Below are 16857 nucleotides of genomic sequence, written 5' to 3' on the forward strand. Positions count from 1 at the left end.
AAATGGTTAGGAGGGTTTTTATGGACGAGATAGAAAAATCACTACAAAATTGGGGCCAACAATTGGAAAACGTTCATTTGCCAAGATGGCATGAGTTACCAGACATTGAATTATATATGGATCAAGTGATTACTCTGATAGAAAAATACTTATCCCCATTGATTACACTGGAAAAACATACTTTGTTAACGTCCTCAATGGTTAATAATTATGTCAAACACGGGTTAATCCCGGCCCCAGTGAAAAAGCGCTACAATCAAAAGCATTTAGCGTTTTTAATTGCGATTACGTTGTTGAAACAAGTGTTAACATTGCCAGAAATTAAGCAAGGCATTTTATTCCAAGGAGCCACGGTTGGTATTCGTGAAGCGTACAATTTATTTTGTCAAGAACAGGAGCGAGCGATTTATGTGATTGCTGCTCAAGCGCAAGAAAAAGAAGTTCAGGCCAAATCACAAGAACCTATGGGGATTGAATATTTGGCTGTAAAAGCAGCGACAATGTCTTTTGCTACTAAAATGTTTAGTGAAAAAGTGATTGAATTGGAACAAGAATACTTAAAAGAAATGGATGAGATGACACATGAATAAAGAAAAGATCGCACTACTGGTTGATTCTGGGACAGATGTTCCAGAGGCATTAGTCAAACAATACGGCATGTATGTCTTGCCTTTACAGATTATTTATCCTGAAAAAACCTATACAGATAAGGTAGATATTACACCAGAAGAAGTGTATCAACGTTTAGAGAAAGAAATCCCTAGTACTTCATTACCTGATGGTGCAACAATCCAAGCTATTTTTGACAAAATTAAAGAAGTGGGTTACGAAAAAGTCTTAGCGGTGACCATTTCTAGTGGTTTAAGTGGAACGTATAATGTGGTTCGCTTGCTTGGAGAACAAACCGAAGGACTAGATGTATTTGTTTTAGATACAAAGAACATTGGTATCGGGGCTGGCATTCAGGCGATACGAGCAGCAGAATTAATTGAAACAGGATTAGGATGGCAAGAATTACAACAAAAATTAACAGAAGAAGTAGCCAACGCAAAAGTATTTTTTAATGTAGCCACTTTAGAATATCTACAAAAAGGTGGACGAATTGGTTTAGTCACTTCTATTTTAGGGAATGCGCTAAAATTAAACCCCATTATTTCTTGTAATGAAGAAGGCATTTACTATACGGTGGCTAAGTCTCGCGGCCGTAAAAAAAGTCTTGATAAAACGTTTGAGTTGGTGACGAACTTTATAGGTGAGGCACCCCGTTTCCGTTTGGCAGTCGCTCACGGTGCGGCAGAGGAAGAAGCAAAAGCAATGATGGAACGCTTGAAAGCAGCTTTTCCACAAGCAGAAGAAATTTACTTTGGAACAATTAGTCCGGCATTAGTTGTTCATACAGGACCAGGACTTTTAGGTGTTGGCATACAGTTATTAAATGATTAATTAAATGAAAAATCCCCTCAAATTTTTTTGAGGGGATTTTTCATTTAAGATTTCTCTTTTTCATAGAAATATCATTTTGCTGGAAAAACAACGAAAATTATATTGAAAATTTCACGAATGTGTTACAATTCATCTACAAAGGGGGAATTTTTTGTGAAAAAAGCAATAGCAGAATGTTTAGGAACATTTATTCTTGTCTTTTTTGGGACAGGAACAGCCGTTCTAGGAAATGGTATGGAAGGGATTGGAACAACGGGGATTGCCTTAGCATTTGGGTTAACAATCGTTGCTGCTGCCTATAGTATTGGCACAATTTCAGGTGCACATCTAAATCCAGCTGTTTCTATAGGAATGTGGCTTAATAAACGAATAACAACAATGGAACTAATCTACTATGTAGTGGGACAAATTGTTGGCGGCTTGATTGCCTCATTTGCATTATTAAGCATTCTAAAAGGTGCTGGTAAAAGTATTGAGAACTTAGGTCAAAATGGCGTAGGGGAATTAAGTGTTGCTGGTGCAATGACAGTCGAAATTATTTTAACATTTATTTTTGTTTTAGTTGTCATGACAGTTACAAGTGCTAAGAAAGGCAATGCTTCATTAGCAGGAATCGTAATTGGGTTAACACTAACAATGATTCACTTAGTCGGCATTCCTTTGACAGGAACTTCTGTCAACCCAGCTCGTAGCATCGCGCCAGCCGTTTTTGCGGGTGGTTCAGCATTATCTGAGTTGTGGATTTTTATCGTTGCGCCATTAATTGGTGGATTATTAGCCGCTCTTGTAGCTAAATTCGTCTTAGATACGGAAGAATAGATTAGCGGAAGAAGAATCTTTGATAACAAGCGTCAATTGTTGTCAGAGATTCTTTTTTTGTTATACTAGGAGAACCTAAAGGCGCATTTTTAACCAAAGATGAAAACATCATCAAAATAAGGTATAATAGGAAAGTATCAAATAAGATTAGAAGGAAAAAGAGGTGTCTCTTTGTGAAGAAAATTTTAGTAGTTGATGACGAGAAGCCAATTTCAGAGATCGTTAAATATAATTTGGTTAAAGAAGGATATGAAGTATTTACTGCTTACGATGGAGAAGAAGCACTTGAAAAAGTGGAAGAAGTGGAACCAGACTTAATTATTTTAGACTTAATGCTCCCTAAAATGGATGGCTTAGAAGTCGCGCGAGAAGTGCGCAAAACACATGATATGCCAATCATTATGGTGACTGCCAAAGATTCTGAAATTGATAAGGTTTTAGGATTGGAATTAGGAGCCGATGACTATGTAACGAAACCATTTTCAAATCGTGAATTAGTTGCTCGTGTAAAAGCCAATTTACGGCGAGGTGCAACCAATGCGAAAGAAGCCGAGGTGACAACGCAATCTGAATTAACGATTGGTGATTTAACCATTCATCCTGATGCATACATGGTCTCAAAACGGGGTGAAAAAATTGAATTAACCCACCGTGAATTTGAGTTACTTTATTACTTAGCAAAACATATCGGACAAGTGATGACTCGTGAACATTTATTACAAACCGTTTGGGGTTATGATTATTTTGGTGATGTGCGGACAGTGGACGTAACCGTACGTCGTTTAAGAGAAAAAATTGAAGATAGTCCAAGTCATCCAACGTATTTAGTTACTCGTCGTGGGGTTGGTTATTATCTAAGAAATCCTGAACAGGAGTAATCAGGTATGAAGAAAAAAGTTCACTTTTTTCAATCTGTTAATTTTAAGATTGCTTTATCATTTATTCTGCTGTTACTGATTGCGATTCAAATCATTGGTGGCTACTTCATTCGTGAATTGGAAGCCACTACAATTTCCGATTTTAAGAAAAATATGGATTCCCAGGTTGTCCAATTGTCAAATACGTTAAGCACGCAGATGAGCAATAAAGATCTCGAACGTAGTGACGTTGATGCAAATTTAAAAAAAGCGTTATCTGATTTTTCAAATGCAGACATTTCTGAAGCGAGAATTGTCGATGATAAAGGGATTATTCGGGCAACCAATGATTTAAATCAACAAAATATTATTGGGAAAAAGAATGATTATCGTGATTTAAATGACTTTACGAGTAAAAAATATCAAGCTTTAGATAATGATAAACGCGTGTATGTGAATGTCCAGCCGATTCAATCGCCTACTGGAGAAACAGTGATTGGTGTCCTTTATGTGAAAAGTAATTTAGAAAATAAATACCAAGAAATTACTAACACAGCAAGTATCTTTTTCACTGCTTCTATTATTGCCGCAGCAATCTCGATTATTGTGACCCTACTGATTGCACGATCAATCACGAAGCCGATTGGTGAAATGCGCGAGCAAGCCATTCGAATCGCTCGTGGTGATTACGCTGGAAAAGTAGAAGTCCATGGAAAAGATGAATTAGGCCAATTAGCAGAAACATTTAATCAATTATCAGAACGGATTGAAGAAGCACAAGAAACAATGGAAGCAGAAAGAAATCGTTTAGATAGTGTCTTAACGCATATGACAGATGGTGTCATTGCGACGGATCGCCGCGGAAAGGTGATTACGATTAATGAGATGGCCCTTTCATTATTAAATGTAAAAAATGAAAATGTGATTGGGACCTCGTTATTAGAGTTGTTAGATATTGAAGAAGATTACACATTGCGGAAGCTGTTAGAAGAGCCAGATGAACTGCTGATTGATCGCTCAACGTCTGATCGTGAAGAAGACCAAATGATTATCCGGGTAGACTTTACGATGATTCGTCGGGAATCAGGATTTATTACTGGCTTAGTTTGCGTACTTCATGACGTCACAGAACAGGAAAAAAACGAACGGGAAAGACGGGAATTTGTTTCCAATGTTTCTCATGAGTTGCGAACGCCTTTGACAAGTATGCGTAGTTATATAGAGGCTTTGAGTGAAGGAGCTTGGGAAAACCCTGAGATTGCGCCGAATTTCTTAAAAGTCACGTTAGAAGAAACCGACCGGATGATTCGTATGATTAATGATTTGTTAAATTTATCTCGGATGGACTCTGGGAATACACATCTTCAATTAGAGTATGTGAATTTTAACGAATTGATTAATTTTGTCTTGGATCGCTTTGATATGATGATTGAAAATGAGCAAAAAAATTACAAAATTCGCCGTGAATTTACTAAACGCGATTTATGGGTAGAGTTAGATACAGACAAAGTAATTCAGGTTTTTGACAACATTTTGAACAATGCGATTAAGTATTCGCCAGATGGCGGCGTCATTACCTGCCGACTAGTTGAAACACATAATAATGTCGTCTTTAGTATCTCGGACCAAGGTTTGGGCATCCCTAAAAAAGATCTCGGGAAAGTCTTCGAGCGTTTTTATCGTGTGGATAAAGCACGTGCGCGAGCACAAGGTGGGACTGGTTTAGGTTTAGCAATTTCTAAAGAAGTAATTCGGGCCCATAACGGGAGTATTTGGGTGGAAAGTACAGAAGGTGAAGGATCAACTTTCTATATTTCACTACCATATGAACCTTATGAAGAGGATTGGTGGGAATGATGAAATTATCAGAATGGATTACAAGAATTGGCTTGATTTTGATGGTCATTTTAAGTATATATTTTTCAGTCAATATCTGGCTGAATTCTGCCAAAAAAATACCAGAAATGAAGTCGGGAAGCCAAGTCACAACAGCTGTCAATGAAAAAGCCATTGGCGATGTCTATTTACCTTTGCAATTGATTCGAATAGCCGATGGAAAAGCGATGCAAAGTAATCGTGAAACATTAATTAGTAATGTTCAAAATGATATTAAAATGGCTACGTTTGGTAAATTGACACAAGTTGTGACAAAAAATGCAGAGCAACTTAAGCGCTACAACCAAATGGAACAAGGCATTGAACTTCTTTATCAAGGTCCCTTTTTAATCTCGGACTATGCTTCGATTTATAATCTATCCATTAATTTTACTAACTTTAATGAGTTGACGGACCAGTATTTTACGAAAATTCAATTGGATTTTAACGAAAATAAGATACGTTTTTTAGATTATGATCAATCCAACGTCTATGAAGCGCCCATGACTGTTAATAAGGCGCGCTTAATGGGAATTATCAATAAAGAGGGATTGCAATATCAAGACGTTTCCGAAAATACGCTAACCAAACAAGGACAATGTTATTTAACCAATGATATGAAGTTGAAAAAGTACAGTTATATCTTAGCTTCGCAACCAGTTACTCGTTTTAGGAATGCTTTTTTCAATGAAACGGAAGATATCCAAACCAATGAAGACAGTCAAGACTTAACCTATACGAGTAAAGAAGAACGATTGTTTGCAGAAGAAAAACTGGGGAAAATCGATTTTAAAGGGACCTTGCCAGAAGAGAATAAACGGGACTCAATCTATAATCAAAGCTTTTCTTATGTAAAACGTTTAGGAACCAATATGGGGAATTTACGTTACTTTGATCGAACGAAAGATAGTGTCAATTATCGGACTTTTGTGGAAGGTTTCCCAGTGTTCAGTAATGATTTAAAAGGCCAAGTGGATATTCGCATCACGAACAACGATGGTGCTGCACCAAGCGTAACCATTAACACAAGTGTGAATACGATCCAAGTGCCGATTCCTTCAGAAGAAGAAGTGACGCTGGAAAGCACGGAAAAATTGATTAAGCGTTTAGAAACGGCTGGTGCTAAAAAGGAAAAAATCCAATCGGCTGTTATCGGTTATACGTGGCAGACAATTGAAGAAGTCAAACAAGTCGTTGATTTAAGTCCGGAATGGTATGTCCTTTATAACAACAATTGGTACACTGCAACGGACTTGGTAAAACAATTACCAAGCTTGGAGGTGGGCTAATGGATTTTAAACGAATTGAGTGGATTTTCTTCTTAGCGTTTTTAGGATTAAATATCTTTTTATTTGGAATTTATCGGGAAGGTCAACAAGAGGAGAGCAACGTCTCTTCTTCCAGCCAAACAGAATCGATTGAAAGTCGGTTGGAAAAAGATAACATCTCGTATAAAGGGACACTTTCTTCAGAACGATTGGAAGGCTATTATTTAAGTGGCGAACAAACCAATTTTTCTGCTGCTTTAAAAATCCAACGTGAAAAGAATAAAAACTTTTTGAGAAATGGGCTGCAAATTGCGGATAATACTTTAACGAGTGTGCCTAGTAAAAACTATTTTATTGATCCTAAGAAAATTGATAAAGATTTAAGTACCTTTTTAAATGAAAAAAATGCTTTATTATTCGGAGACGAATATCAATACTTACCAGAATTTTCTCATTTAAAAGAGCCGACGGCAGAAATTGTGGCTGCACAATCGTATAAAGGAATTCCTTTTAGAGACGACACGGCAAAATTAAGTATTTTAGCAGATACGTCAGGTGAATTATGGAAAATTAGTAAATATTCGCAAACGCACATTGAAAATATTGAAGAGTTACGGGACAAAACGGATTTATATTCCAATCGTGATGCGATAGACACGCTCTATATGAATAACCGGATTCCTAGTAATTCCAAAATAACATTCATTAAATTGGCCTATTCAAGAATTTATAAAATTCGTGAGAAAAATGTATACGTTCCAGTCTGGTTTGTAGGAATTTCTACTGGTGAAGATTCAGTTGAAATTGAACAGGTGAATGCCGTAAGTAATACCATCATCACAAATAATACTGTGCCAAAGGTGGAAAAACATTAAGGTCCGTTGTATAATGAAACACGTTAATGTTGTAATGTAGAAGGGAAGAGTTTTAAATGGATTCAGAGTTTGCTTTTAATATCAGTGTTCTTGCCAGTGGCAGTACAGGCAATTCCCTTTTTATTGAAACCAACCAAAAGAAAGTATTAGTAGATGCGGGTTTAAGTGGCAAAAAAATCACTTCACTGTTAGCAGAAGTCAATCGCAAACCAGAAGATTTAGATGCGATTTTAGTTACACATGAACATCGGGATCACATTCATGGCGTTGGCGTGTTAGCGCGAAAATATAAGTTAGATGTCTATGCCAATGAAAAAACGTGGCAAGCGATGGATCCCATGATTGGCAAAGTCGATGTCGCTCAAAAACATATTTTTGAAATGGGCAAAGTTTTGACCTTGGGAGATATGGACATTGAAAGTTTTGGTGTCTCACATGATGCGATTGCGCCTCAATTTTATCGTTTTCATCGCAATAATCGTTCCTTTGTTGTTCTAACGGATACAGGTTATTGTAGCGATCATATTCGTGGTACGATTGAAAATGCAGATGCTTATTTAGTCGAAAGCAATCATGAAATTGAAATTTTGCGAGCAGGACCTTATCCATGGAGTCTTAAACAACGGATTTTAGGAGATAAAGGCCATTTATCCAATGATGATGGTGCTCTTGTGATGGCGGATGTGTTAGGTGATAAAACAAAACGCATTTATTTAGGTCATCTTAGCAAAGAAAATAATACGAAACTTCATGCGCGAATGGCAATGGAGTCTACTTTGAAGCAAAAGGATTTAGGCGTCGGTGAAGCATTTAAGGTATATGATACAGACCCCGATTCAGCCTCAGAGTTATTTCAAATTTAGAATAATGGTGGTTTATCAGTTTTTGAGCGTGGAGCAAAAATCCAAAGTGATTTTTGTCCCATGCTCATTTTTTGTTCTTTTATCCAGCTGGTTTGACAGAGACATCGGTGATAATACTTTTAAACTCTTAGTTAATTTTTTGACAAATACTTGTGTTTGTCTGGTGTTAGGAGTATAGTTAACTAGATTTTTACTAGTGGGAGGTCTATGATGTTTCAATTTTTACCAAACTCTGTTTTACAGATGAGCACTATTTTTCTTTCGATTATTATCGAAGCATTGCCTTTTGTCATGTTAGGTTGCTTGATTTCAGGCGCTTTACATGTTTTTTTAACACCAGAACGAGTAAAAAAAGTGTTACCTAAAAATAAATTTTTATCAATTTGTGTAGGTAGTTTCCTAGGGTTTTTCTTCCCTTCTTGTGAATGCGGGATCGTCCCAATTGTGCATCAATTTGTTAAAAAAGATGTACCAACACATACCGCTTTTGCTTTTATGTTAACGGCACCAATCATTAATCCAATTGTGCTATTTTCAACATACGTAGCCTTTAGTGGCGCAACAAAATTTGTGATTTGGCGAGTTTTAGGCAGTATGATTGTCGCGTGGGTTATCGGCATTTGGTTAGCTTATTTTCGAAAAGAATCAATTTTAACAGAAAAAGAGTTGGCGCAGATTAAAGAAGAGCAGGTTGCTCATACGCATGAACACGTTGATGAAGCTCGTTCATTTTGGAAAAACGGCTGGTCAGCGTTAACCCATAGTATTGATGAATTTTTTGATACGGGTCGTTATTTAATTTTTGGTTCTTTGTTGGCAGCAATCATGCAAACCTATATTCCAACTGGTGCGCTTATGCAATTGGGCCATTCAAAGATTTTAGCGATTCTAGTCATGTTAGTCATCGCTGCCACTCTATCACTTTGTTCAGAAGCAGATGCATTTATTGGTTCTTCTCTTTTGAGTTTGTTTGGAACAGGACCAATTGTCGCCTTCCTAGTTTTTGGTCCAATGGTAGATATTAAAAATTTATTGATGATGAAACGTTATTTTAAGATGTCATTCATTGTACAATTTGTTTTGATAGTGGCGCTTGTCGTAACTATTTATGCGGCAGTAGTTTAGAAAGGAGGCCTACAATCGATGATACGATTTATTATTTTAATTGGATATATGGGGTTGATGATGTATCTTCAAATTTCAGGTGAACTGAACCAATATATCAATATTCATTATAATTACTTAGCTGTTTTATCAATGGTTTTAGCTTTTATTATGGCGATTGTCCAATTGATTTTGTGGAACCAAGCAGATCCATCAATGCAAAAAAAACATGAAGACATGCACCAACATGGGGGACATGAACATCATGGCCATCAGCATAATTTGGAAAAACCCAGCCAAAGAGGGCTTGCCTATTTACTACTTTCTTTACCATTGATTGTTGGCTTATTATTTCCGACAGTTAGTTTAGACACAACAATTGTTGAAGCAAAAGGATTTAACTTTCCAGTAAGTAAAGAATCAGTAGGGGATCCTGATATGCAAACGCAATATTTGAAACCTGATACAAGTATGTATTTCAATAAGACGGATTATGACAAGCAGATGGCAAAAGCCATGAAACAATATGATGGCCAATCTGTGATTTCAATTACGGATGAAAACTATTTGGAAATTATGGAACTAATCTATAATTATCCAAGTCAATTTGCAGGGAAAAGGATTTCTTATAAAGGCTTTGTCTATAATTCAAAACGAGAAGAAAGTGTTGACCAGTTTGTCTTCCGTTTTGGGATTATTCATTGTGTCGCTGATTCTGGCGTTTTTGGCTTGTTGGTTCATTTTCCTGAACATACGCAATTTCAAAACAATGATTGGGTAACGATTACCGGAACGGTTGAGTTATCCTATTATCCACCGTTTAAACGGCAAATACCAACTGTGCAAGTGGAGAAAGTCAAAGCAGATCAAGCACCAAAAAATCAATATGTCTATCGTTCCTTTTAAAAAAAAGTTGGTTGCTTCCTTATCAAATGGAAGCAACCAACTTTTTTGCTGTCTATTTTTTAATTTTGTTGCGCTTACGACGAATAAAACCCAAAGATTCTCTTTTTTCCCGAAAGCTGCGGATATTCTGATTGAAAACCTCAGAAGCGACTAAGCCTAACGCAATTGCCCCAGCAATCATTACAGCTTGCACGGTAAAATAGGCGCCTTTTTCATAATTGCCAATTACGATATTCCGAACAGCTTGATAGGCTAAGCCACCAGGTACCAATGGAACAATACCAGGAATATTAAAAATCGTGACAGGCATTTTTAATATTTTTGAGAATAGATAGCTTACTGCCGCAACACCGACAGCACCGATGAGGGAACCTAATGCCGCATTCCCACTAAAAACTTCAACGATTACCCAATAAAGCATCCAGCTTACACTACCAGTTAGACCACAAGCCACCAGTGATCGTCGAGGAACATTAATAATAATCGCAAACGCCGCAGAAGCTAAAAAACTAAAGATAAATTGTACCAAAACGATTCCTAGCAAGTAAGTCACTCCTTTTAATAGAAAAGTTGAAAGACAAAAGCAATGCCAAAACCAATCATTCCTGAAGTCATTAATGCTTCAGTCCCACGAGAAACACCCGATAAGTAGTGTCCAGCTAGCAAATCGCGAAGAGCATTGGTAATTTGCACACCAGGCACTAAAGGCATGACACAACCAATGATGATTAAATCTTGTGATTGTCCGAGTCCCAATTTGACTGAAAGAATAGCGGCTGCACCAATGAACAACGAAGCTAAAAATTCAGATAAAAATTTAATCTTGAGAAACTTTAAACTAAAATAATAAAGACTATAGCCGCAACCACCAATCAGAGAAGTCAAGAATAAATCGGACCATACACCACCAAAAAGAATCATAATTGTAGCGCTGACAACGGCCGCACTAACAATGCGTGCGCTAATTGGAAAATGTCGGTGTTCACTATCAATCACTTTTAGTTTATTCAGTAATTCCTCTAAAGAAAAATCACCAGCCACATAAGCACGAGACAGCTGATTCACACGAGAGATTTTTTCTAAATCAATGCCACGTTTCATTACTTGAACCATACGAATCGTGGAGGTTCCATCTATGCCAACAAATAACCCGGTTTGTGTCACATAGCTAACCATTCGATAGTTGCCAGAAGCAAGCGCAATTCGGCTCATTGTATCTTCAACACGGTACATTTCTGCATCGCTTTCTATCATAATTTTACCAGCTAACAAACAGGTTTCTAAAAGTAAATCCAAATGAGCAGGAGTCATTGAGCAAGCCTCACTTTATGTATTTTCTTCTAGTGTACTACAAACGAACCAAAAAGAGGAAATAAATAACAGCTGCAATCGAAAATTTACATCGTAAACAGATTGTTAGCGAATTGTAACATTAAAAGGCTGATATTATTTAATCATAGATATTTAAAAGTTTTTAAAAGAAAAACGTCGATTTTTTCGCAAAATGAATTGGAGGGAAAGGTGATATTCTGGCGATTTAGCAGAGCTTTATTCTTGTTTTATAAAGTTGTGTATTTGTTTTTATAATTTTAAAATTATTGATGGCTGTCATTTTTTTACGAAGCCTTTATTAATAAAAGACTAAGAAATAACAAAAAAGAGAGAAGGAGAAGAAATTTTGTTTGTAGTTTCGGTTCTTTTCTAGTAAAATGAAATTGTATAAAAGTAGAAGTGAGGTGTAGTAAAATGGGTTTTACAGACGAAACAGTACGCTTTGATTTTGATGATAATCGAAAAAAAGCAATCAGTGAAACGTTAGAAACCGTATATCGGGCATTAGAAGAAAAGGGATACAATCCTATTAACCAAATAGTAGGGTATTTACTTTCTGGGGACCCGGCTTACATTCCTCGTTATCAAGATGCTCGAAACTTAATTCGTCGTCATGAACGTGATGAAATCATGGAAGAATTAACCAAATATTACTTAGCGAACCACGGAATCGATATCAAATGAGGATCATGGGGCTAGATGTAGGTTCACGGACAGTCGGTGTGGCTGTTAGTGATTTATTAGGTTGGACAGCACAAGGCATCGAAATTATTCGCATCAATGAAGAGGAAGAGAACTTCGGTTTTGAGCGATTAGGTGAATTGGTGAAAGAATACGAAGTCACGAAATTTGTCGTAGGTTTACCGAAAAACATGAATAATTCCATCGGTCCTAGAGCTGAAGCATCCATGGCATATGGTGATAAGATTCAAGAATTATTTCAATTACCTGTTGACTATCAAGATGAACGATTAACAACTGTCCAAGCAGAGCGTTTCTTGGTGGAGCAAGCAGATGCTTCAAGAGCCAAAAGAAAGAAAGTCATTGATAAACTAGCGGCAGTAATGATTCTACAAAATTATTTAGATGCACATAGCCGATAATTATCGAGCTTTGAATACATCAAGGGAGAGAAGAAGAATGACAGAACACAACCACGATCATGATCACGAAGGACATGAACACATTACTTTAGTAGACGAACAAGGAAATGAAACATTATACGAGATCTTACTAACTGTTGACGGTCAAGAAGAATTCGGTAAAAATTATGTTTTATTATATCCAGCAGGAATTCCTGAGGATGAAGATGTTGAATTGCAAGCTTACTCATATGTGGAAAACGCAGAAGGTACAGAAGGCGATTTACAGCAAATCGAAACAGACGCTGAATGGGATATGATTGAAGAAGTTTTCAATACATTCATGGCTGAAGAAGAAGAGTAAAACTTTAACGAGAGAAGCGCTACTTCTCCTATTGAGAAGTAGCTTTCTTAATAATAATTGTTATAATGTACATGTTGTTTCTATCATAAGATACTATCACTATCATTGAGTGTGGTGGATAAAGAAGGACAGCATTGTCTAGTTTTACAAGATGTTGTAAAAACGTAACATCCTTGTAATGACGTTAATTTGGCAACTATCTAGCATAATTTATAATTTGTGTTATACTAAGTATGAGGTTTTGGAAATACTGTTAATTTTATAATATTAAATAAAAAAATGGCTCCACCTACTGGCATAGGTAGAGCCGTCAGAAATTCAGTTAAACAAACACGTAATTATTGGTGTGGTGCATTGCCACGAACTGAAATTCCAGTTAATAAAGCAAGTAAATCAAACATATATTTCACCTCCTTTATTATGATAGCTTCATTATAACATTATCTGTAAAATGATGGTATGTTTAATACAAAAAAAATAGAAAGATTGGAGTTTTGACTGTGAGAGTAGCGGGAGAAAAAATCAAAACAGCGCGTAAAAAGAAAAAATTATCGCAAGCTGAATTGGCAAAAGGAATTTGTACACAAGCAACAATTAGTAACATTGAAAACAAAAATGTGTGTGACAGTTTAGACATTTTCTCATCTGTATGTCTACGTTTAGACTTACAAGTAGAAGAATGTATCGAAGGTTCTAGTGAGAAAAAACTCGAAAGCTTATTAAATAAAGTAGAAGAATTATGCTTTTACTTTAAGCACGATGAAGCCTATGATTTGTTGAAAGACTATCCAGATGATATCGAAAGTTCAAACAGAATTTTAGAAACAAAATTTTTCTATTATAAAGGAATTACGAGTTTATTAGGTAAGAAAAATAATAGCGAAGCATTGTTCTATTTACATCGTGGTTCTGAAATTAGTCGTGATATTAATATTTATAATATTTTGAGTATGAATGCGATCGGTATTTTATATGAATTAGAAGATGATATTGAAAAAGCAAAAGTTTATTACGATAAATCTTTACAATTGCTAAGCGAATTCAAATTAGATTATCCATTAGAGCAATGCCGTATTTATTATAATACCGCAAAATTCTATTCATTAATTAAAGACTATGCAAAGAGTATTGAATTAAGTGATAAAGGAATCGAAATTAATCGGACGCACAGTTCTATTTACTCTTTAGATTGCTTATTATACGAAAAAGCGTTTAATAAACAAATGCTAGGACTAGATGCTGTTGAAGATTATCGTATTGCGTACTACTTTACACGTTTCTTTGAAAATAAAAAATTACTTACTTATATTGAAAAAGATATGCAAGAGTTTAATATCAGTTTTAAATAATAAATTATTGTTTCAGATTTTAAAAAGAACAACCTAACTCAAGAGGAGTTAGGTTGTTCTTTTTTCTCTTTTTAATTTGTTTCTTTGACAGCGTTACGGACGCTTTCGGCGACGACTTTTGCGACTCCTTCTTGGAATGGATCGGGAATAATATTGGTCGGCGTGAGTTCATTATCGGGAATCAATTTTGCAATACCTTTGGCAGCGGCAATTTGCATTTCAATCGTAATCTTTTTCGCTCGAGCATCTAAGGCACCGCGGAAGATACCAGGGAAGGCCAACACATTATTAATTTGATTCGGAAAGTCACTACGACCAGTTCCGACAATATAAGCGCCTGCCGCTAAAGCTTCATCAGGAAAAATTTCAGGAACTGGGTTAGCCATTGCAAAAATAACTGGCTGCTCATTCATCTGTTGAATCCACTCAGGTTTTAAAACACCTGGTGCCGAAACACCAACAAAGACATCAGCTCCTTCAAGAGCAGTAGCTAAATCACCGGTACGGTGTTCCCGATTGGTTAGCTTCGCAATTTCTGCGTGGTGTGGTGGCAGAGCTGTATCTGTTTCGCTCAGAATCCCTGTACGGTCAACAATGATAATATGTTTTACGCCAGCAGCTAAAAATTTTCTTGTGATCGAAAGACCAGCGGAGCCACCACCGTTGATTACCACATGAATGTCCTCTATTTTCTTGTTGATTAATTTTAAGCTGTTGTACAAAGCCGCTAGAACAACAATCGCTGTCCCGTGTTGATCATCATGGAAAACGGGAATATCTAGTTCATCGATTAAACGCTGTTCAATTTCAAAACAACGAGGAGCGCTGATATCTTCCAAGTTAATTCCCCCAAAGGTTGGAGCCAAAAATTTCACCGTTTGAATAATTTCTTCGGTATCTTGTGTATCTAAAACAAGGGGAATCGAATCCACACCAGCAAAGCGTTTAAACAATGCAGCTTTTCCTTCCATGACAGGCATCGCTGCTTCAGGACCAATGTTACCTAAACCTAAAACTGCTGAACCATCACTGATAACGGCGACGGTGTTTTTCTTTGTCGTTAATTCGTAAGCGCGTTCTTTTTTTTCATATATGGCAGAAGAAACAGCCGCAACACCTGGTGTGTAGGCAATTCCTAAATCTGCTTTTGTTTCAATCGGAACTTTAGGACAGACTTCTAATTTTCCCCCAAATTTTTTTGCTTGCTCAATCGCTAATTCTTTTACATCTTTTGTTGACATATCATTTTCCTCCTAAATAATTCACTTATAGTTAAAAAAGCATTCTAAAAATAGCAGTCATTGTTATTACTGTAATGGCACCGCCTAAACGTGTCGCAACTTGTGCAAACGGCATTAAGTTCATTCGATTGGCTGTACTTAAAATAGCCACATCGCCAGTCCCACCCATACCACTCTGACAAGCGGAGACAATGGCAGCCTCGACGGGATTCATATTCATGAAGCGTGAAACGAAAAATCCTGTAGCAATAACAGTGAAAACGACACTAATTACCACAACAAAATATTGCCAGCTAAGCATTCCTACGACATCTTTTAAAGGAATATATAACATACCTAAGCCGACCATTAACGGGAACGTAAAATTGCCAGAGATAAATTTATAAAGCTGTTTTGATCCGCGTTGGGTTTCTTTCGGTACTACGTTTAAGTATTTTAAAAAGGCTGCGACAACAATCATCAAAACAGGACCAGGAAAGCCTGTTAAGTGTTGCAATAAACCGCCTGTAATAAATAAGGTACATGCAATTAAAACACCAGCGCCCATTAATTTTACATCAATTGGTGCTTTGTCTTCTTCTAAAGCATCACTTAAATCATCTGAATTGGTAATTTTAATCAACTGACCTTGTCCAGAAAGTTCAGGGCGTTTTTCTCCTAAACGACTAAGTAAACCTGAACACATGATAGCAAAAAAATTACCAATAATGGTTGCGGGAATTAATTGCCCCACTAATTGTTCACTTGGCAACCCAGTAATGGCACTATAACCAAGGGATAAAGGAAGAATACCTTCACCGATTCCACCAGCTAAAACAGGAGTGACGATATAGAAAAGGCTATGTTTCCAACCGAGACCTAACAGTGTTCCAACAAGGGTCCCAACGCCCATTGCTAAAATCATTCCTAATGCCATCGGGACAATCATGCGCATTAAACCTTGGACTAAAATTTTGCGATTCATTCCAAGGATACTTCCACAAACTAAACAAGCAATATAGAAATAGAGAAAGTTTGCTTGTTTCATTAAAATATCTGTTGAGTCTAAGACATTTTGGTTGAGTAAATTGAAAAAGACCATAATTGATGGTACTAATAAAGATAAAATTGCGGGACCGCCAAAATGTTTCAAAATAGGAATATTTCCACCAATTGTTCCAAGTAACCAACCCATTGTTAAAATTACGGCAAAACCACCTAACATATTGACTGGTAGTTGTTCTAATAGAGCCGTAACAAGAATAATGCTAGCTGTTACAAGATAAACAGGTAACGTAACCGAACCAATCCTCGTTTTGGTTAATTTGTTGCGCCAATCTGTTTCATTAGCAGCTGTTGCGGGCAATTTCTTTTCCATGCTATTTCCTCCTATAACTTTAATCTATATTCATCTTAATGTAAACGTTTTCTGTAGAGTAGATTATTTAATTAATTTAACTAAAGAAAAGTTTTTTAACCAAATCTTCCTATGCTATACTT

General features: G+C 36.5%; 18 protein-coding genes. 14 read left to right on the forward strand and 4 right to left on the reverse strand.

Translation table 11 applies throughout. From position 1 onward, the window contains the following. Positions 1-20: 20 nt before the first annotated feature. The 10 genes from PYW42_RS05155 (at position 21) to PYW42_RS05205 (ending at position 10010) form a co-directional block, all read left to right on the forward strand. A complete protein-coding gene (locus PYW42_RS05155; RefSeq protein ID WP_002357951.1) occupies positions 21-590 on the forward strand; it encodes a DUF1836 domain-containing protein in 570 nt (189 codons plus the stop codon). Beyond that, positions 583-1443: a DegV family protein gene (locus PYW42_RS05160; protein ID WP_002409403.1), complete on the forward strand. Its 861-nt coding sequence runs from the start codon at positions 583-585 to the stop codon at positions 1441-1443. Before PYW42_RS05155 ends, PYW42_RS05160 begins: the two co-directional genes overlap by 8 nt. A gap of 117 nt (positions 1444-1560) precedes the next feature. Next, entirely contained in the window at positions 1561-2262 is a 702-nt protein-coding gene (locus tag PYW42_RS05165; protein ID WP_002410958.1) for an MIP/aquaporin family protein, read from the forward strand. Positions 2263-2435: 173 nt separating this feature from the next. Then, entirely contained in the window at positions 2436-3140 is a 705-nt protein-coding gene (gene yycF, locus PYW42_RS05170; RefSeq protein ID WP_002357947.1) for a response regulator YycF, read from the forward strand. A 6-nt stretch (positions 3141-3146) separates the two neighbouring features. Next, a complete protein-coding gene (walK, locus tag PYW42_RS05175) occupies positions 3147-4976 on the forward strand; it encodes a cell wall metabolism sensor histidine kinase WalK (protein ID WP_002409405.1) in 1830 nt (609 codons plus the stop codon). After that, a complete protein-coding gene (locus PYW42_RS05180; protein ID WP_002391610.1) occupies positions 4973-6283 on the forward strand; it encodes a YycH family regulatory protein in 1311 nt (436 codons plus the stop codon). The genes walK and PYW42_RS05180 overlap by 4 nt, the downstream gene beginning before the upstream one ends. Beyond that, positions 6283-7137: a two-component system regulatory protein YycI gene (locus PYW42_RS05185; RefSeq protein WP_002365516.1), complete on the forward strand. Its 855-nt coding sequence runs from the start codon at positions 6283-6285 to the stop codon at positions 7135-7137. The genes PYW42_RS05180 and PYW42_RS05185 overlap by 1 nt, the downstream gene beginning before the upstream one ends. 56 nt (positions 7138-7193) lie before the next feature. Continuing rightward, positions 7194-8000, forward strand: a complete 807-nt coding sequence (locus PYW42_RS05190) for an MBL fold metallo-hydrolase (protein WP_002357943.1) — start codon at positions 7194-7196, stop codon at positions 7998-8000. 210 nt (positions 8001-8210) lie between these two features. After that, on the forward strand, positions 8211-9125 hold the full coding sequence (locus PYW42_RS05200) for a permease (protein ID WP_002357942.1): 915 nt from the start codon (positions 8211-8213) through the stop codon (positions 9123-9125). An 18-nt stretch (positions 9126-9143) separates the two neighbouring features. Beyond that, entirely contained in the window at positions 9144-10010 is an 867-nt protein-coding gene (locus PYW42_RS05205; RefSeq protein WP_002357940.1) for a TIGR03943 family putative permease subunit, read from the forward strand. Between the two features lie 52 nt (positions 10011-10062). Here PYW42_RS05205 and PYW42_RS05210 read toward each other — a convergent pair whose 3' ends face one another. Both PYW42_RS05210 and PYW42_RS05215 read right to left on the reverse strand, forming a co-directional pair. Further along, a complete protein-coding gene (locus tag PYW42_RS05210; protein WP_002382172.1) occupies positions 10063-10563 on the reverse strand; it encodes a threonine/serine exporter family protein in 501 nt (166 codons plus the stop codon). Positions 10564-10568: 5 nt separating this feature from the next. Beyond that, the gene (locus PYW42_RS05215) at positions 10569-11321 is read right to left on the reverse strand and encodes a threonine/serine exporter family protein (protein ID WP_002379344.1); all 753 of its coding nucleotides are present in this window, start codon (positions 11319-11321) and stop codon (positions 10569-10571) included. 435 nt (positions 11322-11756) lie between these two features. Between PYW42_RS05215 and ireB the strand changes: the two genes are divergently transcribed. From ireB to PYW42_RS05235, 4 genes are all read left to right on the forward strand, one after another. Continuing rightward, complete coding sequence (ireB, locus tag PYW42_RS05220) at positions 11757-12026, forward strand: regulatory phosphoprotein IreB (protein ID WP_002357937.1); 270 nt, start codon at positions 11757-11759, stop codon at positions 12024-12026. Next, positions 12023-12445, forward strand: coding sequence for a Holliday junction resolvase RuvX (gene ruvX / locus PYW42_RS05225; RefSeq protein WP_002357936.1), 423 nt, complete (start codon positions 12023-12025; stop codon positions 12443-12445). Before ireB ends, ruvX begins: the two co-directional genes overlap by 4 nt. Positions 12446-12482: 37 nt before the next feature. After that, complete coding sequence (locus PYW42_RS05230) at positions 12483-12788, forward strand: DUF1292 domain-containing protein (protein ID WP_002357933.1); 306 nt, start codon at positions 12483-12485, stop codon at positions 12786-12788. A gap of 500 nt (positions 12789-13288) precedes the next feature. Then, on the forward strand, positions 13289-14137 hold the full coding sequence (locus tag PYW42_RS05235; protein ID WP_002385984.1) for a helix-turn-helix domain-containing protein: 849 nt from the start codon (positions 13289-13291) through the stop codon (positions 14135-14137). A 71-nt stretch (positions 14138-14208) separates the two neighbouring features. On the opposite strand, the gene PYW42_RS05240 is transcribed toward PYW42_RS05235, so the two are convergent. Further along, positions 14209-15378, reverse strand: coding sequence for an NAD(P)-dependent malic enzyme (locus tag PYW42_RS05240; protein ID WP_002409407.1), 1170 nt, complete (start codon positions 15376-15378; stop codon positions 14209-14211). A gap of 31 nt (positions 15379-15409) precedes the next feature. Then, positions 15410-16735, reverse strand: coding sequence for a 2-hydroxycarboxylate transporter family protein (locus PYW42_RS05245; protein ID WP_002363749.1), 1326 nt, complete (start codon positions 16733-16735; stop codon positions 15410-15412). Positions 16736-16857: the final 122 nt, after the last annotated feature.

Source organism: Enterococcus faecalis, from assembly GCF_029024925.1.
GTDB classification, from domain to species: domain Bacteria; phylum Bacillota; class Bacilli; order Lactobacillales; family Enterococcaceae; genus Enterococcus; species Enterococcus faecalis.